Genomic DNA, 21,353 nt, shown 5'->3' on the forward strand with positions numbered 1-21,353 from the left:
TAGATCGATTCCGCCCAGAGCTTCTATTTTAGCTTCGTAATCTGCGCAATAATCTGCTATTTCTTCTTTTGTCAAAAGTCCGTCTGGAATATGGTAATTTTCAGGTAAAATATCTACTTGATCCATCAACAATTCTTTCATGAATCGTACGTAGCTATTTACTGAATCTGGTTCCATTGGATAGTATTCGTCCAGGTTAAAAGTGATTACGTTTTTAAAACTTAATCCTTCTTCTTTGTGTAAACGTACTAACTCAGCATATAATCCTTTTGGGGATGATCCTGTTGCTAATCCTAATATACATGATTCGTTTTTTTCTTGTTTTGACTTGATAAGTGCCGCTATTTGCTGCGCAACTGCTTTGGATGCATCGGTGGAATTCTCAAAAACTACCGTGTCAATATTTTCGAATCGTTTTTCGAAACCAGTTGATTTATCTATTATGCTTTTTATCATTTTTAAATTTATTTTACCCATTGGGCGTAATTCATTTCAATATATAGTCCCCATCCCGAAACGTCGGGATGGGATAAGAAGATTATTCTATACGAACTCTTTTCGAAAGGAACGCGGATAATACGGATTCGCTTAAGCGAAAACACAGATGATACGGATTTCAAAATTATTTTTCAAAATCCGTTTTTAATCCGCGTCTTTACTTTTGTAAATCTGTATCATCCGCGTTCCTTTATAGACAATATAAATAGCTAGTCATTTTTCTTACTGGTTAAAAAATGCATCACTATCCACGCCAATAAATAGGCAGAACCACACATGATAAATATGATATTATAACCTGCGGTAATATTTCCTAAGATTTTATAATGGTCTAAGATGATTCCTATTGCCAGAGGGAAAAGAATACCTCCAACTGAACCTGCCATACCACCGATACCTACAACTGAGCTGATATCTTTTTTAGGAAAATAATCAGATACTGTTGTAAAAATATTGGCGCTCCAAGCTTGGTGAGCTGCTGCTGCCAAACTAATTAAGCCAACAGCTATCCATATATTTTTGGTAAACTGTGCCAACATTATTGGTAATACACAAACGGCGATAAAAAACATGGTTGTTTTGCGTGCTCTTTGTACATTCCATCCTTTTTTTATTAAATATGAAGATAAATAACCACCTCCGATACTACCAATAGTTGTTGCTGTATAAACAATTACCAATGGTAAACTTGGCTTCTTTAAATCAAGATTAAATGTTTCGGAAAAATATGAAGGCAACCAAAACAAAAAGAACCACCAAACAGGATCTGTCAATAGTTTCCCAAAGATGAAAGCCCACGTTTGTTTTACTTTAAATAAAGCAGTCCATTTTACAGGCACTTCAGTTTCTGAAACTACCTCATTGTCACTGTGGATATAGTCAAATTCTTCTTTGGATATTTTTTTATGTCTAGCAGGAGTTTCATAGTATTTCCACCAAAAAATCAGCCAAATAAAGCCAATAGCTCCTGTAATAACAAATGCTTCTTGCCAACCATAAGCACCTAAAATTGCAGGAACCATAATAGGAGCAACCACAGCACCAACATTGGCACCCGAGTTAAAAATTCCTGTTGCAAGAGCACGTTCTTTTTTAGGAAACCACTCGGCTACAGATTTTATTGCAGCAGGAAAATTACCTGCTTCGGCTACGCCTAAACCAACTCTTGCTAATCCAAAACCAAACGTGCTTTTGGCAAATGCGTGTGCTACGGCAGCAACACTCCAAAAGAAAACCGATACAGCATATCCTAGTTTAGTTCCGATTTTATCAATCCATCTTCCAAAACCTATAAGACCAATGGCATAAGCTGCTGAAAAAGCCATAACGATATTGCTATAATCAGTTTCTGTCCAATGGAATTCTTTCTCTAATGTGGGCTTTAACAAACCAATTACTTGCCTGTCGATATAATTAATGGTTGTTCCAAAAAACAATAGGGCTAATATGCCATATCGAACTCTTTTTTCTGAAGTTATATTCATTTTAAGAATGTTTACAAGATTGAATTAGAATAGTAACTTTTGTAATATAATCCGAAAGTGCATCAAAATTATTCTCTTCAATTGCACTGGTTTTTAAAAGTTTACTTCCCATACCTACAGCAGATACGCCTGCATCAAACCATGATTTTAGGTTTTGTTCTTCTGGTTCAACTCCGCCAGTAGGCATAAAAAGAAGATCAGGAAAAATATCTTTTATAGATTGCACGTAAGATGCTCCAACTAAATTCCCTGGAAATATTTTTACTAATCTGGCGCCATAAACTTGCGCCTGATGAATTTCTGTAGGTGTTAAACAACCCGGAATCCAAGCTAAATTATGCTCTAAAACAATTTTTGCAACCTCGGCAGAAACTATAGGACATACTATAAAATCAGCTCCTAAGTCTATAAATTCTTTGGCTACTTCAGCCGTTTTTATAGTACCAATTCCTAACAATAAATCCGGCATTTCTTGTGAAGCTATAGTCCTTAATGCTTCAAAATTTATTAAAGCATTTTTGCCTCGATTAGTATATTCTACAATGCGAATACCTGATTGATATAAAGCTTTTAATATACTTACACTTAAATCTTTACTTTCATGATAATATAAAGGCAACAAACCAGAATGAATGATTTGTTGAATAACTTTTTCTGACTTATTCATTTTGCTTTATTAACTGTTCGATTTCTTCTACTCGGGATGTTGTAGCATCACCTTTTATAAATAATTTTTGATAGGCTGCTCTTGCAGCAAAATTTACTATTTGTTGTGGCTCTTTTCTATGTAATATTCCATAAATGAGTCCAGCCATAAAACAATCTCCAGTTCCAACTTTGTCTATTGTATTTGCAGCAAACAAAGTTTCGCTTTTATAACTATTTCCTTTTTGATACAATGTTCCAAAATAGGTTACACTATCTTCTTTACTAAAGCGGAAAGTGTTCGCAACGATATTACAATTAGGATATTTTGCCAAGATTTCTTGAGAACTTGCATTGGCTTGCTCTACTAGATCAATTTCTTTTTCGGAGGCTATTAATTGCTGATTAATACCTATTCCGAGCATTTTTTCTGCCGACCAAATATTCCCCATAATTACATGAGCGTAACTAGCTAGTTTAGGCATTACTTCGTTAGGTTCTGAGCCATATTTCCAAAGTTTTTCTCTGTAATTCAAATCCAAAGAAATAGCAATTCCCTTTTTTGTGGCAACAAGTAAAGCTTCTTCACAAAGTGCAGCAATTTTTGCATTTAAAGCTGGTGCAATGGCTGTAAAATGAAACCAGGAAACACCTTCAAAAACTTCTTCCCAGTTTATGCTTGACGGTTCTAGTTCTGAAAAAGAAGAATATTTACGGTCATAAATTACGCCTGCATTCTTAACATCTGCTCCTTGATTAAGGTAATAGGTACCAATTCTTTCTCCAGATTTTATAACTGTAGTTGTATCAACCCCCATTTTGTCATAATAAGCAAGAATGGTGTCCGACAAAAAATGGTCGGGTAGGGCGGTACAATAGGCTACAGGAACATTCCATCTTGCCAGTGCCAATGCAACATTACTTTCGGCACCGCCTACATAAGCAGACATATCCTGTTGTTTGGGAAAGTTTTCCCCCATGCTATATCGTAAAAGGATTTCCCCAAAACAAAGTACTTTACCCATGATGTATTATGCTTCGTTTGATGGTTTTCCTATTGTAGCAAGTATTCCACCATCTACATACACAATATGTCCGTTTACAAAATCACTTGCTTTAGAACTTAAAAATATTGCTGCTCCTTGTAAATCCTCAGGATCTCCCCAACGACCAGCTGGTGTTCGGCCTATAATAAATTCATTAAAAGGATGTCCGTTAACTCTAATCGGTGCAGTCTGGCTTGTAGCAAAATATCCAGGACCAATTCCGTTAGTTTGTATATTAAACTTAGCCCATTCGGTAGCCATATTTTTGGTTAGCATTTTTAACCCTCCTTTTGCAGAAGCATAAGCACTTACGGAGTCTCTACCAAGTTCGCTCATCATAGAGCACATATTTATAATTTTTCCGCCTCCGCGAATAATCATCCCTTTGGCAACATTTTTAGAAACTATAAAAGGTCCTGTTAAATCTACTTTTATTACTGCTTCAAAATCTGCAACTTCCATTTCTATTATTGGAGTTCTTTTGATGATTCCTGCGTTATTAATTAAAATATCAATAGGCCCAACTTCGGCTTCTATCTTGTTTATTGCTTCAATTACAGCAGCTTCATCGGTAACATCAAAAATATATCCGTAAGCTTCAATCCCTACAGATTTATATTCTGCAACTGCATTATTTACAGCTTCTTGTGATGAATGATCATTTATTACAATTTTTGCACCTGCATGTCCAAGACCTTTTGCCATTGCCATTCCCAGACCGTGAACTCCTCCTGTTATAAGTGCTGTTTTCCCTGTTAAATCAAATAAGTTAATTGACATTTTTTTTCTTTTTTATAGTTAATAAGTATTCTGAGTTATTGTTATTCTAACAGGTTTTTAAAACCTGTTAGGTATTATTCTTGTATTCTTAAATATACCAACAAGGTTTAAAACCAAAGGTCTAAGGGGCTTTAGTTTTACACAAAATAATCCCCAAACTTGTCATTTCGACGAAGGAGAAATCTCTACGAGTAGCTCGATAATTTAAGAAAAACCTGTGAGTTAGTTTCTTACGGAGATTTACTACGTCTGTTCGCTAACGCTCGAGTCTCCTTCGTCGAAATGAACTGTGTTTAAAAGCAAATTTATTTTTAATTATTTTGTAAATAATATTCATTTTTTGATGCTAAAGCAAATGCTTGTTTAAGTAGTTTGTTTGCTACAGCGATTAAAGCTATTTTTTTAGCTTTTCCTTTTTCGACTAATCTATCGTATAATTCTTTACAAGCAGCATTACATTTTTTAGCAGACCAAGAGCAAACATATAGCATTGCCCTAATGCGACTCATGCCCATTTTACAAATTTTCGACTTCCCTTTTACACTTGTTCCAGATTCGAAAATACGAGGACTTATTCCAACATAAGAACTCAATTGTCTTGCATTATCAAATTTTGTAAAACCACCACTTATGACAATTAACAACATAGCTGTTTTTATTCCGATCCCAGGTATACTTTTTAATTGCTGAAAAAGTTCATTATGTTGATCCTTTATAATTGCAATCATTTTATTCTCAATAAGAGCAATTTCAGTTTCTAATAACAATATCATTTTTTCTAAACTTTCCTTTAATGCCAAAGATTCTACCGCATTGTATTTAAAAGCTTCTCGCTGTCTGATCAGACCTGTTCTGGATTTATTCATTTGCTCAACATAAGCATGCATTTGCTTTATCTCCAATACATATTCTGCTTCTGGTTTCCATAAATTTGGAGTTTGACTCTTTCCATATTCAGCAATCATTACAGCATCTTTTTTGTCTGTTTTTGTTCGGGACATTCGCATTTGGCTAAAACGTCTGATTACTAGAGGGTTTATTACACAAACCGAGGCCTTCCTATTAAAAAGAAATGTAGCTAATTTTAAGTAATAAGGTCCGCTGGCTTCCATTACACATATAGCATAATCTTGATTTAATAACTCTTTGAATTTTATAAACCCTGCATTGTCATTGCTAAACTTAAAATGTGAATATTTCTCATTCTCCATTTTAATAGCAACATCAAAACTTAATTTTGATATGTCAATTCCGATGTAATTTTTGTTTTTTGTCATAACTTTGTTTTTAAGTAAAAAGTAAACGGAAGAAATCTGCTATTGACTTATCAATCCTAAATACAGGCTCCAGGCCTAATGAACTGTCCAAGCTCAAAAGCAGAGAGGGAAAGGAACTACCATTTCGAACAGTCTATTATGACAAATGACAATTTTTAGTTTTTATCTTTCCCTTTCTTCTGTTGAAAATCTAAACATAAATGTACTAAAAACAGAAATCCTTTTTTATTACAAACATAGGATGACAATATTGAGTAAATACTCTATAAATATCTTTTTTAATGTGTATTACTTTTAATCTTAATTCTAACTTAATACTCCCAAGATCAAAAAAAGACCTTGCAGCAAAGCCTATAAACAAAAAAGGTCCAGAGTATAAACCCTGAACCTTTCTTTGTGCCTTAGAACCTCAGTTCCTTAGTAACTTAATTAATGCTATTTAACATTTCGGCGATTTCATCTAATCTTGGTGTTAGGATGATTTCGATTCTACGGTTTTTAGCTTTTCCTTCTGGAGTTGCGTTGCTTGCCAATGGAGAGAATTCTCCACGACCTGCAGCAGTTAATTTTTGTTTGTTGATTTTACTGTTTTCGCTCAAGATTGCTACAATTGCTGTTGCTCTTTTGGTCGATAAATCCCAGTTGTTTGTAATTACTCCTGAACCTACATATGGATCATCATCTGTATGTCCTTCGATCAATACTGAAAGATCTGGATTGTCTCCTAATACTTTCCCTAGTTCTACAACTGCTTTTTTACCTTCTGTTCCTACTGACCAACTTCCTGAATTAAAAAGTAATTTGTTTTCCATAGAAACATATACTTTTCCGTTCTTTTGTTCTACTGTCAATCCTTTTCCTTCAAATCCGTTTAGGGCTTTTGATAGGGTTTCTTTTAGCTTTTTCATTGCAGCTTCTTTAGCCGCTATCATAGATTCTAGTTCGTCTAAACGTTTTGCTGTTTTGTCTAAACGTGCTTGTTCTGCTGCTAATGCTTTTCCTTTGGCTTCTAGTTGTTCTAGTAATTCACGGTTTTTATTCATGTTGCTTTTTAAAGCTTCATTACTGTTTTTTTCTAACGCATCATAAGAGTCTTGCAAAACTTTTAATTTGTTTTGCGCAGCTGCATAATCAGCTTTTTGCTTTTCTAGTTCAGCTTTAGTTGTAGCAAGATTTTTATTTAATCCGTCACGGTCTAACTCTAATTGATTTTTTGCTTTTAGCAATTCGGCATTTTCATCAGAGATTGAACGATTTTCTTTTTTTAAATCGGCAAATTTCGTTTCCAGATCGTTGTATATTTTTTTGGATACACACGATGTTGTAAGCGCAAGTATCAATAATCCGATTGAAGCTTTTTTAATCATTTTTTTGTGGTGTTTATTATTTGAGATTTTCTTATTCTTTTTTAATTATTGGTATTAGCACGATCTAGCCCTGATTATAGCGGAAATCCTTTATGTTTTTTCTTTAAAAACATAAAGATTACTTCACTAAGTTCATATTTCACATATGTGTTCAGTGAATTTCATTTATAGCGGAAAGCAGGATACGAGCGAAGCGAACTGACGAAGTAAATAGCTCCTAAGAAAAACTTTACTGGAGTTTGCTTAAATCTTGTGTGTATCTAACAATAATGATACCATTAATCTTCGATTTCGACTAAAACCGGGCAATGGTCAGAATGTACTGCGTCTGGTAATATAACGGCACGTTTTAGTTTGTGTTGTAAGCTATCGCTAACTAAATTATAATCGATTCTCCAACCTTTGTTGTTTCCTCTTGCTCCTGCACGGTAACTCCACCATGAATAATTGTGTGGTTCTTTGTTAAAGTGGCGGAAACTATCTATAAATCCTGTTTTCATGAATCCATCTAACCAAGCACGTTCGGCTGGTAAAAATCCTGAAACTGTTTTGTTACGAACAGGATCATGGATATCTATCGCTTCGTGACAAATGTTGTAATCACCGCAAATAATAAGATTTGGGGTTATTTTTTTGAGCTCATTAATATAGGTCTGAAAATCGTCCATAAACATGAATTTATGATCCAATCGCTGAATATTGGTTCCTGACGGAAGGTATAAACTCATTACAGAGCAAGTGTCGAAATCTGCTCGAAGGTTTCTTCCTTCAAAATCCATGTGCTGAATTCCGGTTCCGTACACAACGTTATTTGGTTTTGTTTTTGAAAGGATAGCAACACCACTATATCCTTTTTTTGTAGCTGGATAATAATACTGATATGGGTAACCTGCTTTGGTAATATCTTCTACCGGAATTTGATCTTCTGTCGCTTTAATCTCCTGAAGACAAATAACATCCGGATTTGCATGTTGTAACCAATCGATAAATCCTTTTGAAATTGCAGCACGAATTCCATTTACGTTATAAGAAATAATTTTCATTACAATTTTTTTTATGTATTTCAAATGTAATAAAAAAGCGGAAAGTTTGAATAAGAATTAAGGAAAAGTAGAGTTTTTTGTTATCTTTGTTTCCTGCTCTAAAAAACAAATTGTACATGGGTTTAGTTACCGCGAAAGAAGTTGCCAAGGCAATAAATGTTGACAAGTACGGGGTGTTAGGTACTTTTTCTGGCTGGGTCCTTATGAAGGTACTAAAGATATCGACCTTGAACAAGATTTACGATAGGAATAAACATTTAGAAGATCTCCCTTTTTTGAATGGAGTTTTGGATGATTTACAAATAAAATTCGAAATCCCGGAAGAAGATTTAAAACGATTACCTAAAGACGGTGCTTATATTACTATCTCAAACCATCCGCTTGGTGGTATTGATGGCATTTTATTATTAAAATTAATGCTTGAAAGAGAGCCTAATTTTAAGATTATTGCTAACTTCCTGTTGCACCGTATTGTTCCGTTAAAAAAATATATCATGCCTGTAAATCCTTTTGAGAATCATAAGGATGCAAAATCAAGCGTGGTTGGAATAAAAGAAACGTTTCGTCATTTAAGTGACGGAAAACCTTTAGGGATTTTTCCTGCTGGTGAGGTTTCGACTTATAAAGACGGGAAACTAGTGGTGGATAAACCTTGGGAAGAAGGCGCGATTAAATTAATCAGAAAAGCCAAAGTGCCTGTTGTTCCTATTTATTTTCATGCCAAAAACAGTAAATTGTTCTATTGGCTTTCTAAAATAGATGATACTTTGCGTACAGCAAAATTACCATCGGAGTTACTTACTCAAAAGGATCGTGTTATTAAGGTACGTATCGGAAAACCTATTTCGGTTAACGAACAAAACGAACTTGAATCTTTTGAAGAATACTCGGAGTTTTTAAGAAAGAAAACTTATATGCTGGCAAATCCTTTTGAGAAGGAACATAAATTGCTAGATACTGCAAACTTAAAGATTACTAAAAGTCCTAAAGAAATTGTTACACCTGCAAATGGAAACAAGATAAATGCAGAGGTTGAAATTTTAAGAAACACAGATTGCAGATTATTACAAAGTAAAAACTACGAAGTGTTTTTTGCTGAAGCGAAAAACATTCCGAATATATTACATGAAATTGGCCGCTTACGCGAAATTACCTTCCGTGAGGTTGGTGAGGGAACAAATGAGCCTATCGATATTGATCAATACGACCAATATTATCACCATATGTTTTTATGGGATGATGATGCCAAAAAAATATCTGGTGCTTACCGTATGGGATTAGGTTCTGAGATTTATCCTAAATACGGAATGGACGGTTTTTATCTAAATGACCTTTTTAGATTCGAGCCTGAACTTCATGATATGATGCATAAATCTATCGAGATGGGTCGTGCATTTATTATTAAGGAATACCAACAAAAACCAATGCCTCTTTTCTTATTATGGAAAGGAATCATTCATACAACGTTGCGTTATCCTGAGCATAAATATTTGCTTGGTGGTGTAAGTATTAGTAATCAATTCTCTGATTTTTCTAAATCATTGATGATTGAGTTTATGAAATCTAATTATTACGATCCTTATATTGCGCAATACATTCACCCGAAAAAAGCATACAAGGTAAAACTGAAAGATGCTGATAAGGACTTTATTTTTGATGAAGCTGAATCTGACTTAAACAAGTTTGATAAAATCATCGACGAGTTAGAACCAGGAAATTTACGTTTGCCTGTTTTGATTAAAAAATACATCAAACAAAATGCACGTGTTGTAGCTTTTAATGTTGATCCTTTATTTAATAATGCTATTGATGGTTTAATGTACATTCGTATCGCCGACATTCCGGAAAGCACAATGAAACCGGTTATTGAAGAATTTCAGATAGAATTAGAAAGAAAACTTGCAGAGAAAGACGATTAATTTCTCTACTCTTATAAAATAAAAAATCCCGTTTCGATGAAACGGGATTTTTTATTTTATGTAAACTACTTTTGTTTGATTAAATAAAACTAATCGCAGCTATTAATTTTCATAATCGTTTACCGCTTTTTTGAAACCATCCCATTCTTTTTGAGACAATATCATTTTCTTATCTAATTTTTTACCTTTTATATATTCCAAAATATATTTGGCTCTAGCCTCAGATTCTGGATGTGTGCTTATCCAGGATAAAGCTCCTCCAAAACTTTTATCAAATGACATATCATAAAGAAAATCTGCAAATGGTGCTGGGTCAACTTTTGCCTTAAGCATATATTCTACACTAGTAATATCTGCCTCTTTCTCGAGTGAACGATCATAAGCTGTAGAAGATAATGTATGCATTACTTCTTTTATTACGCTCCCATTGTTTCCGGTTGTAATAGACATAAGAACAGAGAAACCAATTTCTTTGGATAGCTTTTTCATGACATGGTCATTCTCTATATGAGCAATTTCATGTCCTAATACACCTATTAATGCTTGCTCATTTTTTGAAGCTTCGATTAAACCTGAATATATTACCAAATGTCCGTCTGGCAAAGCAAATGCATTTACCTCATCTTTTTGAATAATATGAACTTTAAGACTATCGCGCACAATTCCATTTTCTTTACATAATGGATCTAGCAATTTATCTAATGTTTTAGTAATAGAATCATTTACGATTATATCTTCTGTCTTTTTAATTTGATCCCAAATCATATCGCCAACTCCTTTTTCGGTAGCACTTTTGGCTTTGTCAATTTTAAAGAAAGTGATATAATCTATTTGTGCTAATAAAAACCATATACCAAAAAAAGCTCCTACGATGGTTAGTCCTCTAAATAGTGTTTTCATTGGTCTTGCAAATTAAATTAGTAATATCGGCAAAAAAGTATATTTCGATATGATTTCCTTTTCTTGTCTGACTTGCCAGATATAAGGTAAATATAAACTCCACTAGATTAAAACCTATTATCGTTAACATATACGCTATATATGTATTGGTAAACTGACCTTCTTTGAAAACAATCGAGATTGTCCACCAAAAACCTACGGTATTAAAGAAAAACATACCTAGTTGTGCCAATAATGCTTGTGTACAATGCCATTTAACAAAAGCTGTACTTTTTCTGTTTCCTAAATAAAAAAAAACGGATGCCAATAAATTCATAATTGGCAACGGCAAACCTCCTAGCACAGCAACAAGTGACATCAAATAACTATTTGATGCTCTTTCTAACTCACTATCATAAGGTTTGTAATTAAACTTATTTAATGCGGTCATATTTGTTTGTTTATATTCCAAATCCAATTGATAATTACTAAAATAATCAACAGTATTGCAACTTTTTTTGTCCTAATTATTGTTTCTGTTTTAATGTAGAAATCGTAAAAAGATTGTCTTTTTGTGAAGTAATCAAATGCAATCCAGCCTGGAGCAATAAGCATTATTCCTGCTACAATAATTCCGAATGGATTTAGGTATAAAGAAGTGAGTATATTTCCTTTAAAAAAACTGTCGACTGCTCGTGTAGTTCCACAAGAAGGACAAGGAATAGTGGTTATTCTTTTAAAAAGACAGACCGTAAGATCATGATCTGAATTTAAATGTGATACAAAATCAAAAAAGAACAACCAACTATACCCTAAAAAACAAGCAATTAAAGTTAACGCATAAAGCTTGTTTTTTGTCATGTTTTACAAAAATGTATTGTTAAATGCCATTGCATTTTTTTCTTTGGTAGCTCCTTGGATTAAAAACCAATCTACAATAGCCCAAATCATAAAACCTCCACAAGTAAGTAATTTACCTACTCCCATTCCTGTATCGCCAATATAAAAACGGTCAATTCCGTATGCACCAGCAAAAATAGAAATCAACAAAGCTGTTGTTGGATCTTTAAATTGAGTTAATTGTAATCTTTGCCATTGGCTTTCGTCTAAACTTAAAAGTTTTTCTCTGATTGCGTTTAAATGATGCCCTTCAAAATATTTTGCATTCATCATCATAAACATATCAACTTTTTGTGTATCCATTATTAAATTTTGGTTTTGATTGGTCCCTACTCTATTTATGGATTTTCGGATACTCCATTTTTTGCAAATATAAAAAATTATAAGAAATAACTTCTTTTAATTAATTTTAACACTATTGTTTTTAAAATTAAAAAAATGAAAGCCAAAAAAAAATCTCGAAAAATCGAGATTTTATATCTTAAAACCAGCCTTTCTTACCCACTTGGTAGGTTTGATAAAACTCTTCGTCAGTTTTAGTTAAGTAAATAATTCCTTCTACAAGACCTATTATTCCTCCAACTCCGCAAGTTACCACTCCGATAACTAACTGAATAATACCTTCTTGAGTATACCCTAAAATAAATTTATGAATACCTAATCCTCCTAACAGAATTGCTAGAACTCCGGCAAGTACTTTTTTATTTTCTGGTTTTACAATTTGTGGGTTGTTCCACTCTTCAGATTTTGAATTTTCCATTTTTATTAGTTAAATAATTTATAATGAATAAAAATAGAAATTTTATTGAGAAAATTCACAAATTCGTCTTAAAATTTTTTACTCATGAACAAACTGCTTTAATTTTATCAACGATTACTTGGGCTAAACGCTCATGACTTTCGAATGTCCAACCTGCAATATGCGGTGTTAAAATTACTTTTCGACCATCTAATAAATACTGAAAAGCCTCGGGAGTATCTTTGTCCTGAAAAAGTGTTTCGAAAGATAATTTTTCATATTCTAAAACATCTAAACCAGCTCCAAGCACTTTCCCGGATTGCATTGCGGTAACTAAATCAGCGGTAACAATGTTCTTACCTCTTGAGGTGTTAATTATCCATAATGACTTTTTAAATGCATTAATAAATGCTGTATCAACCATTTTATCTGTTTCTGGAGTCCACGGAATATGCAAACTCAATACATCGGTTTTTTCTTGAAGCTCTTTTAATGAAACCTGTTTAGCATTCTTATCTCCAACATTATCCTGAATATCATAACATAAAACTTCTACCTCAAAACCTCTAAGTTTTTTTGCAAATGCTTTACCCATATTACCATAACCTATAATCCCTACCGTTTTTCCGTCAAGTTCATAACCACGATTACTTTCTCGGTTCCATTGTCCCGAACGTATTTCGCTATCGGCAAGATTTAGTTTATTAAAAAGAGACAGAATCATTCCTAATGTATGCTCTGCAACTGCATTACAGTTTCCCTCGGGAGCAGCAATTAGTTCGATATCTTTAGAGAGAGCATAATCACAATCTATGCTTTCTAATCCCGCCCCAACACGTGCTATAAATTTTAAATTTATTGCTTTATCTATAAACTGTTTGTCGATTTTAAAACGACTTCTGATTACAATTCCCTGATAATCCTGAATTTTTGCTTCAATTTCTTCTTTAGTAGAAGTAAAATCGGCATGGTTTTCAAATCCAGCTTCCTGTAATTGTTCCCAAAGAATTGGGTGATTGCTATCGATATGTAAAACTTTAATTGGCATGAAATTAAGACTTAAATTAGATAAACAAAGTAACAAAAAAAATACGGGTTTTGGTTTTAACCAAAAGAATTCGCTAAGAAATGTGTAAATTCGCATAAAACGATTTTATGAAAACAATTGGATTGATTGGTGGCATGTCATGGGAAAGTTCTTCTTTATATTATCAAATAATAAATAGGAGTGTTCAAGAAAAACTTGGTAGTGTTCATTCCTGTAAATCCGTAATGTACTCAGTAGATTTTAATGAAATTGCAACTTTGCAAAAAGAAGGCAATTGGAATAAATTAGGAATATTAATGTCAGACGCGGCTCAACAACTAGAAAAAGCAGGAGCTGATTTTATCATATTATGCACAAACACAATGCATAAATTATCTGATGAAATAGAAAAAAGCGTATCAATTCCTTTAATTCATATTGTCGACGCAACTGCTGAGAAGATTAATGCAGAAAATTTTAGAAAAATAGGATTGTTAGGAACTTCATTTACAATGGAGCAAGATTTTTTTAAAGGTCGCTTACTCGACAAATATAAAATAGAAACTATAATCCCTAATCAAGAACAAAGAGTCGAAATTCATCGAATAATATATGAAGAATTGGTAAAAGGAATAATAAATACCGATTCAAGAACTATTTTTTTAGATATAATAACCGATTTAATAAGCCAAGGCGCCGAAGGAATTATATTAGGATGTACCGAAATTGAACTACTAATTACCAACGAATACACAGCAACCAAATTATTTAATACAGCAGCAATTCACGCACAAAAAGCTGTAGAACACGCACTGAAATAACAATATAAAATGAAATTAACAAAAACATTTAAGGCCTTTTTTCAAAGTGAAAAATCAGGAGGTCTGATTTTACTTTTCGTAACTATTCTTTCTCTTTTTTTAGCAAACTCTATTTTCCAAAACGATTATATTGCTTTTTGGGAAACTAATATCGGACATCATTCCATTACACATTGGATAAATGATGGTTTGATGACTATCTTCTTTCTATTGATAGGATTAGAATTAGAACGCGAAATTTATCAAGGTGAATTAACGAGCATAAAAAATGCTTCTTTACCAATTTTTGGTGCTTTGGGCGGAATGCTTATTCCTGCGGGAATATTTTTATTACTGAATTTTGGAACTGCTACACAAAACGGAGCTGGAATCCCGATGGCAACCGACATTGCTTTTGCAATTGGAATTCTATCTCTTTTAGGAAACAAAGTTCCATCTTCTCTAAAAGTATTCCTTACTGCTCTTGCCGTAATCGATGATTTGGGTGCTATTGTGGTTATTGCGTTATTCTATACTACAACTATATCGTTCCTATATTTAGCTTTGGCTTTTGCTGTTTTAGGTGTGTTATTTATTTTTAATCGAATGAAAGTTCACAATCTCTATGTTTATTTAATTGGTGGAGTTATCATGTGGTATTTTATGCTAAATTCTGGAGTTCACGCTACAATAACAGGTGTTTTACTTGCTTTTGTAATTCCGTTTGGAGATGGAGGCAAGAAAACCTCTTCTTATAAACTACAGCACTTTTTACATAAACCAGTTGCGTTTTTTATCTTACCTTTATTTGCGTTGGCAAATACGTGTATTGCCATAAACTCTGATTGGCATGAAGGTTTAAGTCATCCTAATACACTAGGAATTATTTTAGGATTAGTTGTTGGGAAACCTTTAGGAATAACTCTATTTGCTTTCTTAGGTGTTACATTAGGAATTTGTACGTTACCAAAAGAACTTAAATGGTCTTACGTTATAGGTGCAGGAATGCTGGGCGGAATTGGATTTACAATGTCCATATTTATAACCCTACTTGCTTTTAAAGATCCAGAAGTAATTAATTTTTCTAAAATAGCAATTTTGCTTGCTTCATTTATTGCAGGATTACTGGGATTCATCTGGCTAAAATTGACTTTAAAGAAACGTATTAAGAATACTTAAAAACAAAAAAGGACTTTCGGTTAAAACTGAAAGTCCTTTTTTTATAAAATTCTATTTTTAAAACTATCCTTTAATTTGTTTTAAAGAAGTTTTGATTCCTTTAATTAGAGATGAACTAAAACCATTATGTTCCATTTCATTCAAACCAACAATTGTACAACCTTGTGGTGTTGTTACGCGATCGATTAATTGTTCTGGATGTACTTTTTCCTCTAGCAACATTTTAGCCGCTCCCTTTACAGTTTGCGCCGCTATTGCTAATGCTGTTTGAGAATCAAATCCTATTTCGATTCCTGCTTGCATCGAAGCACGAATATATCGCAATGCATACGCTGTACCACAAGCACCTAAAACAGTTGCTGCATCCATTAACTTTTCGTCAATAATTGGTGCTGTTCCTAAATCTTCAAATAAAGTTACAACTGGTAACGCTTGTGCTCTATCTTTTTCGGTAAATGAAATACACGTAGCCGATTCTCCAAATTGTGCTGCAATATTAGGCATGATTCGTACTACATGATGCTCTTGATTGGTTTTGTTTTGAAGCACATCAATAGCAAGACCACTTACTGCCGAAGCAATTGTTTTATTAAAAATCACAGGAAGGATTTCTGTCAAAACCGTATCAACCTGATATGGCTTTATAGTCAGGATAACAAGATCTGCTTCTTGTATATTATGTTTATTATCTGATGAAACGGTAATTCCTAATTCTTGCAAATACAAGATACTAGCTGTATTTCTTCTGGTAATTGTAACTTGATTATTCTTTGAGAATTTTGCAATCCCTAAGGCTATAGAAACCCCAAGGTTTCCTCCTCCTATTATGTGTACTTTCATTCTGGTTGTAATTTATAGTTTTTTGGTTGTTTTAGTTTAATAGATTTAAGTCTTAAAAAGACTCTAAGAGCATGAAATATAGTGGTTAAGTATATTTAAATTCATGCTTTTATTTTTATAATAACCTGCCTTTTAATAATATAGATGCAATTGTAAAGTAAATAACTAATCCTGTTACATCAACTAATGTTGCTACAAATGGTGCAGATGAAGTTGCTGGATCCAGCTTAAGTTTCTTTAGCATGAATGGTATCATCGACCCAGATAGTGTTCCCCACAATACAATAAATAATAAAGAAAAAGAAACCGTTAGTGCAACAAAAAACCAATGGATTCCATATTCATACAATCCTGTTTTTTGCCATATCATGATTCTTATAAAACCAACAATTCCTAATATAGAACCCAATAAAAAACCTGATGCAATTTCTTTTTTCATTACATACCACCAGTCTTTTAGTGTTAACTCTTTTAAGGCCATTGCACGAATAATAAGTGTTGCCGCTTGTGATCCCGAATTACCTCCACTAGAAATAATAAGCGGAACAAATAAAGCCAAGACTACAGCTTTCTCTATTTCTCCTTCAAAAAAGCCCATTGCAGATGCAGTAAACATTTCTCCAATAAACAGAACCACCAACCAGGTAGCTCTTTTTTTAACCATTTCAAAAAGAGTAGTTTCTACATACGGTAATTCAAGAGCTTCCAAACCCCCAAATTTCTGAATGTCCTCGGTATCTCTTTTTTCTATTTCATCTCTTATGACATCGATAACATCATCAATAGTAATGCGACCTACCAAACGTCCCAGTTCATCTACAACCGGAATTGCTTCCAGATCATATTTTTCCATGATACGCCCTACTTCAACATCGGGAGTTTCTACATCTACATAATGTAATTTCTTAATGTAAACCTCACTAACAGGAGTTCGTGTAGAAGTGGTTAATAAATCCTTAAGCGACAAACGCCCTTTTAATCTATCTTCATCATCGACTACATAAATAGAATGTACTCTTGAAATATTTTCTGCCTGAATTCGCATTTCTTTCACACAAGTAAGTACATTCCAATTTTCATTGACTTTTACCAACTCTTTGTGCATGATTCCCCCTGCAGTATTCTCGGCGTAACGTAATAAATCAACAATGCCTTTAGCATGTTCTACGTCCTGAAGTTCAGATATTACTTCGGCTTTTCTATCTTTCGATAATTCACCAATAATATCAGCAGCATCATTTGTTTCTAATTCGTCAAGCTCCTCGGCAATCTCTTTTGGCGAAAGCCTGCTTAATATATTCTCACGCAAATCATCTTCTAATTCCAGAAGAATCTCAGCGGTTTTTTCGCTATCTAATACTTTAAATATATAAGTTGCTTTATCAAAATCCAGTTCATCCAGGATTTCGGCAATATCAGCATGGTGAATATCATTCAATAAAACTTCCAATTGCTTGTCGTTTTTACTCTGAATGAGTGTTTCTAATTCTTGTATTAGACCTTTGCTGATTTTAAACTCCATCGGCTTCTATTTTCTGAGTTAATGCTATAAATTCTGCCACGTTTAGTTGTTCCGGGCGTAAATCAAAGATAGTGTCTTCTCTTAACTTGTCTGATAAATTTAATGTTTTCAAACTGTTACGTAACGTTTTCCTACGTTGCTGAAAAGCTGTTTTCACTACTGTAAAGAATAACTTTTCGCCGCAAGGCAAACTGTAATCTTCTTTTCGGGTCATTTTCATAACTCCCGATTTTACTTTGGGGGGCGGAATAAATACATTCTCATCTACCGTAAACAAGTATTCGGTATCATAAAAAGCCTGTGCCAAAACCGATAGTATCCCATAAGCTTTAGACCCTTTCTTTTCACAAATACGTTGTGCTACTTCTCTTTGAAACATTCCAGAAAATTCTGGAATCTGATCACGATATTCTAATGTTTTAAAAACAATCTGAGTAGAAATATTATATGGGAAATTCCCAATTATAGCAAATTGTTTTTTCTCAAAAACTTCATTTATATCATACTTCAAAAAATCCTTTGAAATAATTTTATCTTTTAATTTTGGATAGTTCTCATCTAGATAAGTTACCGATTCAGTATCAATTTCGATAACATAGGTATTGATTGGTTTTTCTAACAAGTATTTGGTTAACACACCCATTCCTGGTCCAATTTCCAGAACCTCGTCATATCCTTTTAAACTTAACGTATCTGCTATTGCCTTAGCGATGCTTTCATCCTTAAGGAAATGCTGTCCGAGATGTTTTTTGGCTTTTACTTTTTCCATTTATTTTAGATTATCAGATTGTTAGATTATTGAGTTTTTTGAAATATCAATCCACGCAAGTATCAAATAATCTATTTTTTATTAATTTCCCGAAGTTGTTGAATATCTAGTAAATCCTTAGCCCTATTCGCTTTAATTTTACTTGTAATCAAGTCTTCTAAAGATAAAACATTCCATCTTAAAAATGTTTTGATCCCACAATTTTAGCACCCTACTTTGATTTTATAACAATCAGAAAATTATCTTTATTCTTATCTTCTTTATTCTTAACAGGAAACTTGCTCACACTCTCCATCAAACGAAAAAAAGTTATATACCCTTTCCGTTTTAGACAACTTCAAGAAATCCTCTTGTTGTTGTTTATTGCTCTGTTCCTTAGTTTGAAATTTAATTTCCATTTTATATTTTCAGATTGTTAGACTCTCCAAAATATCAAATAATCTATTTAATGCTCCGAGATAAACTCTAATTCTGTTCTAAAAGAAAGCATTTTATCTGCAAATAATCGTAATGCTTCCTGACTGAAAGCTGGCTCGTCTTCAAGGTAATATTTCTCTAACGTTTCCTTACTATCAGTAACATATTGAACAGAATAAGTAATCCCGCCCATTTCTTCATCTACTAAAACTTTTACTATTCTTGCAGATGAAAATTTTCCTGTTGCTAAAATTTCAGGAATATGTTTTTGTTGCATCCAATTTAGCCATTGGTTGTGCACACTTTCATGTATGTTTGTGGTGATGTTGTAAATAATCATTTTTATCTGTTTAATCGTTTTTTCGGTTAATCGGTTAAACGAATAACCAATTAAACCTAGCTATAAATTGGTATCGCCTCGCAATTCCCTGTATCTCTTTCTGGCATCTACAAAATAAATACTATCCTGATGGTTAAAAATTACTTTCTCATATAAGACTTTTGCCTTTTCAAAATCCTGTAATTTCTTATTGTAAATTTCTGCCGAAAAGAACAATGCTTCATCAATATAGATTCCGTCACTATGTTGATCGATAATCAATTGGTATTGACTTAAAGCCGAATTATAATCGCCTAAGTCTTCGTAAATTTGTCCTAATCGCAGCAAAGTTACGGCTTCTATTTCTTGTCCTTTAAAAGTTTTTAATATATTTTGAAATTGAGCTATCGCATCTTGATTTCTATTTTGATATATAAGATAGTCTCCCTTTGCAAATTGCTTCAAAGCCGTTTGTGTAGAATCGGCAACTGTATTATCATTTATCAATAAAAAATACTCCAAAGCATCATTTGCAATCAACTGTGTATTAGCCGATTTCAACTCTTTAAACTGTTTTAAAGCCCATACAAAATCAGTTTTGAAATAACTCGTTTTGGCAGCTTTTAAACTCGCTTCATGCGCCATAACATCGTTTTTAAGATCCAATTCTATTTGTGAATAATACAATAACGCCTGATTAAATTTTTCTTCAAAAAGTAAAATATCTGCTAATTCCATTTTAGCCTCTGCTTTTTGATAATCATTCAGTTGTAATTCGAGTGCATTCTTAACAATCGTTTTTGCTTCTTCCGATTTTTTTAAATCAAAAGCCAAAAAATGTGCTTGAATTAATTGCAAAGATAAGGTAAAAGGACTTATGCCGTAAGTTGTTAGCAATTCTTGGAGTCCTGTATTAATTGCTGGATATTCTTTTTCGGTTGCTTTATCAATTTTTATTTTATACAAATAGGTATTTGCCTGTACAAGCAAACTTAAATCTTTTGTATTCTCCAGAACAAAAGCTAAAATCTCCTGAGCTGCTTCGGGATCTTCATCATCAATCGCAAACTGAGCCAAATTAACAATGCTCGAAAGTGATTCAGGATCACGTTTGTAAATGGCTTTTTCCTGAATAAATGCTTTCGCAAACTCTTTTTGTTGCACATAAAACCAACTCAAATAATGATTCCAAAAAACATCTTGGTCTTTTTGAGTTCTTAAAATAAGTGCTTTTCGTAATGCGTCATTGAAACTTGTATCGGCAGCATCTGCCATAAACCTTGATAACTGACTCTGAATTAATGGAGTGTTTTGTTGATTTTCATTAGATTCTGTCAACAAAGTTTCAATCATCATATCAGTCTTACCCATTTGTCCGTAGAGTAAACCAATCTGAAAATTAAAATTAAAGCTAGGCTGAATTTTAGATGCCATTTGATATGCTTTTAAAGCATATTCCAATAACACTTTTTTCTCAAAAGAATTGGCAATACCAAATACCTCATTAGGATTTGTAGAGATTTTATCTAAAGCCTGGTCGTAGAAGTTTTTGGCTTTAGCATCATTTTTTTGTAATTGAAAATTATATCCCAGTTCAATTAAAATAGTACCTTGTTTGTACTTATTAAATCGATTTTGGATAATTTTTTCGGCTACATCAAACTGTTGTAGTTGTTGGTAACAATCAATAGTTCGATAAAAATATTGTGTGTTCGAAGGATTAGTATCCAACAATTCCTGATAGCTGATTTTTGCTTTTTCAAAATCACCTTTATCGTAATAATATTGCGCTAATTGTTCATTTTGAGCAAATGTAAATAGCGAGAATGATAAAGTAATAAATAGAAAGAGCTTTTTCATCTTCGGTTTTTAGTTACAGTTTTAGTATTCAGTCTCAGTGACA

The 21,353-nt window shown here is 33.1% G+C and carries 22 protein-coding genes; 3 read left to right on the forward strand and 19 right to left on the reverse strand.

Translation table 11 applies throughout. From position 1 onward, the window contains the following. The 8 genes from OA93_RS23110 to OA93_RS23145 all read right to left on the reverse strand — a co-directional run. Positions 1–456, reverse strand: a 456-nt coding sequence (locus tag OA93_RS23110) for a 6-phosphogluconolactonase (RefSeq protein WP_205625797.1), incomplete at its 3' end; no start/stop codon positions are given. A 251-nt stretch (positions 457–707) separates the two neighbouring features. Further along, positions 708–1,982 (reverse strand): MFS transporter, encoded by a 1,275-nt coding sequence (locus OA93_RS23115; protein ID WP_039116538.1) that lies wholly within the window; start codon positions 1,980–1,982, stop codon positions 708–710. Between the two features lies 1 nt (position 1,983). Continuing rightward, positions 1,984–2,649 carry a ketohydroxyglutarate aldolase gene (locus OA93_RS23120; RefSeq protein ID WP_039116541.1) on the reverse strand — a complete coding sequence of 222 codons (666 nt, stop codon included), beginning with the start codon at positions 2,647–2,649 and terminating at the stop codon, positions 1,984–1,986. Continuing rightward, positions 2,642–3,652, reverse strand: coding sequence for a sugar kinase (locus tag OA93_RS23125; protein WP_039116542.1), 1,011 nt, complete (start codon positions 3,650–3,652; stop codon positions 2,642–2,644). The genes OA93_RS23120 and OA93_RS23125 overlap by 8 nt, the downstream gene beginning before the upstream one ends. A 6-nt stretch (positions 3,653–3,658) precedes the next feature. Continuing rightward, entirely contained in the window at positions 3,659–4,453 is a 795-nt protein-coding gene (locus OA93_RS23130) for a gluconate 5-dehydrogenase (RefSeq protein WP_039116544.1), read from the reverse strand. Positions 4,454–4,764: 311 nt separating this feature from the next. After that, positions 4,765–5,730, reverse strand: coding sequence for an IS110 family transposase (locus OA93_RS23135; RefSeq protein WP_039116545.1), 966 nt, complete (start codon positions 5,728–5,730; stop codon positions 4,765–4,767). 425 nt (positions 5,731–6,155) lie between these two features. Then, a complete protein-coding gene (locus tag OA93_RS23140; protein ID WP_039116547.1) occupies positions 6,156–7,097 on the reverse strand; it encodes an OmpA family protein in 942 nt (313 codons plus the stop codon). Between the two features lie 278 nt (positions 7,098–7,375). After that, positions 7,376–8,140, reverse strand: coding sequence for an exodeoxyribonuclease III (locus OA93_RS23145; protein WP_039116548.1), 765 nt, complete (start codon positions 8,138–8,140; stop codon positions 7,376–7,378). A 116-nt stretch (positions 8,141–8,256) separates the two neighbouring features. Between OA93_RS23145 and OA93_RS23150 the strand changes: the two genes are divergently transcribed. Next, positions 8,257–10,059, forward strand: a complete 1,803-nt coding sequence (locus tag OA93_RS23150; protein WP_039116549.1) for a lysophospholipid acyltransferase family protein — start codon at positions 8,257–8,259, stop codon at positions 10,057–10,059. Positions 10,060–10,161: 102 nt separating this feature from the next. On the opposite strand, the gene OA93_RS23155 is transcribed toward OA93_RS23150, so the two are convergent. From OA93_RS23155 to OA93_RS23180, 6 genes are all read right to left on the reverse strand, one after another. After that, positions 10,162–10,959, reverse strand: coding sequence for a M48 family metallopeptidase (locus OA93_RS23155; protein WP_039116551.1), 798 nt, complete (start codon positions 10,957–10,959; stop codon positions 10,162–10,164). After that, complete coding sequence (locus OA93_RS23160; protein ID WP_039116553.1) at positions 10,943–11,389, reverse strand: DUF4870 domain-containing protein; 447 nt, start codon at positions 11,387–11,389, stop codon at positions 10,943–10,945. Before OA93_RS23160 ends, OA93_RS23155 begins: the two co-directional genes overlap by 17 nt. Next, entirely contained in the window at positions 11,386–11,799 is a 414-nt protein-coding gene (locus OA93_RS23165) for a DUF2752 domain-containing protein (protein ID WP_039116555.1), read from the reverse strand. Before OA93_RS23165 ends, OA93_RS23160 begins: the two co-directional genes overlap by 4 nt. Before the next feature lie 3 nt (positions 11,800–11,802). Continuing rightward, positions 11,803–12,141: a TM2 domain-containing protein gene (locus tag OA93_RS23170; protein WP_039116556.1), complete on the reverse strand. Its 339-nt coding sequence runs from the start codon at positions 12,139–12,141 to the stop codon at positions 11,803–11,805. A 178-nt stretch (positions 12,142–12,319) separates the two neighbouring features. Next, positions 12,320–12,598: a TM2 domain-containing protein gene (locus tag OA93_RS23175; RefSeq protein WP_039116557.1), complete on the reverse strand. Its 279-nt coding sequence runs from the start codon at positions 12,596–12,598 to the stop codon at positions 12,320–12,322. Positions 12,599–12,680: 82 nt separating this feature from the next. Further along, a complete protein-coding gene (locus tag OA93_RS23180; RefSeq protein WP_039116558.1) occupies positions 12,681–13,625 on the reverse strand; it encodes a 2-hydroxyacid dehydrogenase in 945 nt (314 codons plus the stop codon). A 107-nt stretch (positions 13,626–13,732) separates the two neighbouring features. Here OA93_RS23180 and OA93_RS23185 point away from each other — a divergent pair, with 107 nt between their 5' ends. Together OA93_RS23185 and nhaA are read left to right on the forward strand one after the other, a co-directional pair. Then, complete coding sequence (locus tag OA93_RS23185; RefSeq protein ID WP_039116559.1) at positions 13,733–14,425, forward strand: aspartate/glutamate racemase family protein; 693 nt, start codon at positions 13,733–13,735, stop codon at positions 14,423–14,425. Between the two features lie 9 nt (positions 14,426–14,434). Beyond that, the gene (gene nhaA / locus OA93_RS23190) at positions 14,435–15,583 is read left to right on the forward strand and encodes a Na+/H+ antiporter NhaA (protein ID WP_039116561.1); all 1,149 of its coding nucleotides are present in this window, start codon (positions 14,435–14,437) and stop codon (positions 15,581–15,583) included. A 63-nt stretch (positions 15,584–15,646) separates the two neighbouring features. Here nhaA and proC read toward each other — a convergent pair whose 3' ends face one another. The 5 genes from proC to OA93_RS23215 all read right to left on the reverse strand — a co-directional run bounded on the left by proC (position 15,647) and on the right by OA93_RS23215 (position 21,310). Then, positions 15,647–16,423, reverse strand: coding sequence for a pyrroline-5-carboxylate reductase (proC, locus tag OA93_RS23195; RefSeq protein WP_039116562.1), 777 nt, complete (start codon positions 16,421–16,423; stop codon positions 15,647–15,649). A gap of 115 nt (positions 16,424–16,538) precedes the next feature. Then, positions 16,539–17,945, reverse strand: coding sequence for a magnesium transporter (mgtE, locus tag OA93_RS23200; protein ID WP_039116564.1), 1,407 nt, complete (start codon positions 17,943–17,945; stop codon positions 16,539–16,541). Next, entirely contained in the window at positions 17,935–18,714 is a 780-nt protein-coding gene (gene rsmA, locus OA93_RS23205) for a 16S rRNA (adenine(1518)-N(6)/adenine(1519)-N(6))-dimethyltransferase RsmA (RefSeq protein ID WP_039116567.1), read from the reverse strand. Before rsmA ends, mgtE begins: the two co-directional genes overlap by 11 nt. Positions 18,715–19,159: 445 nt before the next feature. Beyond that, positions 19,160–19,471, reverse strand: coding sequence for a DUF4286 family protein (locus tag OA93_RS23210; protein ID WP_039116568.1), 312 nt, complete (start codon positions 19,469–19,471; stop codon positions 19,160–19,162). A gap of 60 nt (positions 19,472–19,531) precedes the next feature. Beyond that, complete coding sequence (locus OA93_RS23215; RefSeq protein WP_039116570.1) at positions 19,532–21,310, reverse strand: tetratricopeptide repeat protein; 1,779 nt, start codon at positions 21,308–21,310, stop codon at positions 19,532–19,534. Between the last annotated feature and the right edge of the window lie 43 nt (positions 21,311–21,353).

It is taken from the genome of Flavobacterium sp. KMS (assembly GCF_000813005.1).
Lineage (GTDB): Bacteria > Bacteroidota > Bacteroidia > Flavobacteriales > Flavobacteriaceae > Flavobacterium.

What these genes read in the sequence shown, in the direction of transcription:
- proC (WP_039116562.1), bottom strand. Translation starts at nt 16,423, where the DNA reads ATGAAAGTACACATAATAGGAGGAGGAAACCTTGGGGTTTCTATAGCC.
- OA93_RS23115 (WP_039116538.1), bottom strand. Translation starts at nt 1,982, where the DNA reads ATGAATATAACTTCAGAAAAAAGAGTTCGATATGGCATATTAGCCCTA.
- OA93_RS23145 (WP_039116548.1), bottom strand. Translation starts at nt 8,140, where the DNA reads ATGAAAATTATTTCTTATAACGTAAATGGAATTCGTGCTGCAATTTCA.
- OA93_RS23160 (WP_039116553.1), bottom strand. Translation starts at nt 11,389, where the DNA reads ATGACCGCATTAAATAAGTTTAATTACAAACCTTATGATAGTGAGTTA.
- OA93_RS23135 (WP_039116545.1), bottom strand. Translation starts at nt 5,730, where the DNA reads ATGACAAAAAACAAAAATTACATCGGAATTGACATATCAAAATTAAGT.
- OA93_RS23125 (WP_039116542.1), bottom strand. Translation starts at nt 3,652, where the DNA reads ATGGGTAAAGTACTTTGTTTTGGGGAAATCCTTTTACGATATAGCATG.
- OA93_RS23170 (WP_039116556.1), bottom strand. Translation starts at nt 12,141, where the DNA reads ATGGATACACAAAAAGTTGATATGTTTATGATGATGAATGCAAAATAT.
- nhaA (WP_039116561.1), top strand. Translation starts at nt 14,435, where the DNA reads ATGAAATTAACAAAAACATTTAAGGCCTTTTTTCAAAGTGAAAAATCA.
- OA93_RS23130 (WP_039116544.1), bottom strand. Translation starts at nt 4,453, where the DNA reads ATGTCAATTAACTTATTTGATTTAACAGGGAAAACAGCACTTATAACA.
- OA93_RS23185 (WP_039116559.1), top strand. Translation starts at nt 13,733, where the DNA reads ATGAAAACAATTGGATTGATTGGTGGCATGTCATGGGAAAGTTCTTCT.
- OA93_RS23180 (WP_039116558.1), bottom strand. Translation starts at nt 13,625, where the DNA reads ATGCCAATTAAAGTTTTACATATCGATAGCAATCACCCAATTCTTTGG.
- OA93_RS23175 (WP_039116557.1), bottom strand. Translation starts at nt 12,598, where the DNA reads ATGGAAAATTCAAAATCTGAAGAGTGGAACAACCCACAAATTGTAAAA.
- mgtE (WP_039116564.1), bottom strand. Translation starts at nt 17,945, where the DNA reads ATGGAGTTTAAAATCAGCAAAGGTCTAATACAAGAATTAGAAACACTC.
- OA93_RS23140 (WP_039116547.1), bottom strand. Translation starts at nt 7,097, where the DNA reads ATGATTAAAAAAGCTTCAATCGGATTATTGATACTTGCGCTTACAACA.
- rsmA (WP_039116567.1), bottom strand. Translation starts at nt 18,714, where the DNA reads ATGGAAAAAGTAAAAGCCAAAAAACATCTCGGACAGCATTTCCTTAAG.
- OA93_RS23120 (WP_039116541.1), bottom strand. Translation starts at nt 2,649, where the DNA reads ATGAATAAGTCAGAAAAAGTTATTCAACAAATCATTCATTCTGGTTTG.
- OA93_RS23165 (WP_039116555.1), bottom strand. Translation starts at nt 11,799, where the DNA reads ATGACAAAAAACAAGCTTTATGCGTTAACTTTAATTGCTTGTTTTTTA.
- OA93_RS23210 (WP_039116568.1), bottom strand. Translation starts at nt 19,471, where the DNA reads ATGATTATTTACAACATCACCACAAACATACATGAAAGTGTGCACAAC.
- OA93_RS23150 (WP_039116549.1), top strand. Translation starts at nt 8,257, where the DNA reads ATGGGTTTAGTTACCGCGAAAGAAGTTGCCAAGGCAATAAATGTTGAC.
- OA93_RS23215 (WP_039116570.1), bottom strand. Translation starts at nt 21,310, where the DNA reads ATGAAAAAGCTCTTTCTATTTATTACTTTATCATTCTCGCTATTTACA.
- OA93_RS23155 (WP_039116551.1), bottom strand. Translation starts at nt 10,959, where the DNA reads ATGAAAACACTATTTAGAGGACTAACCATCGTAGGAGCTTTTTTTGGT.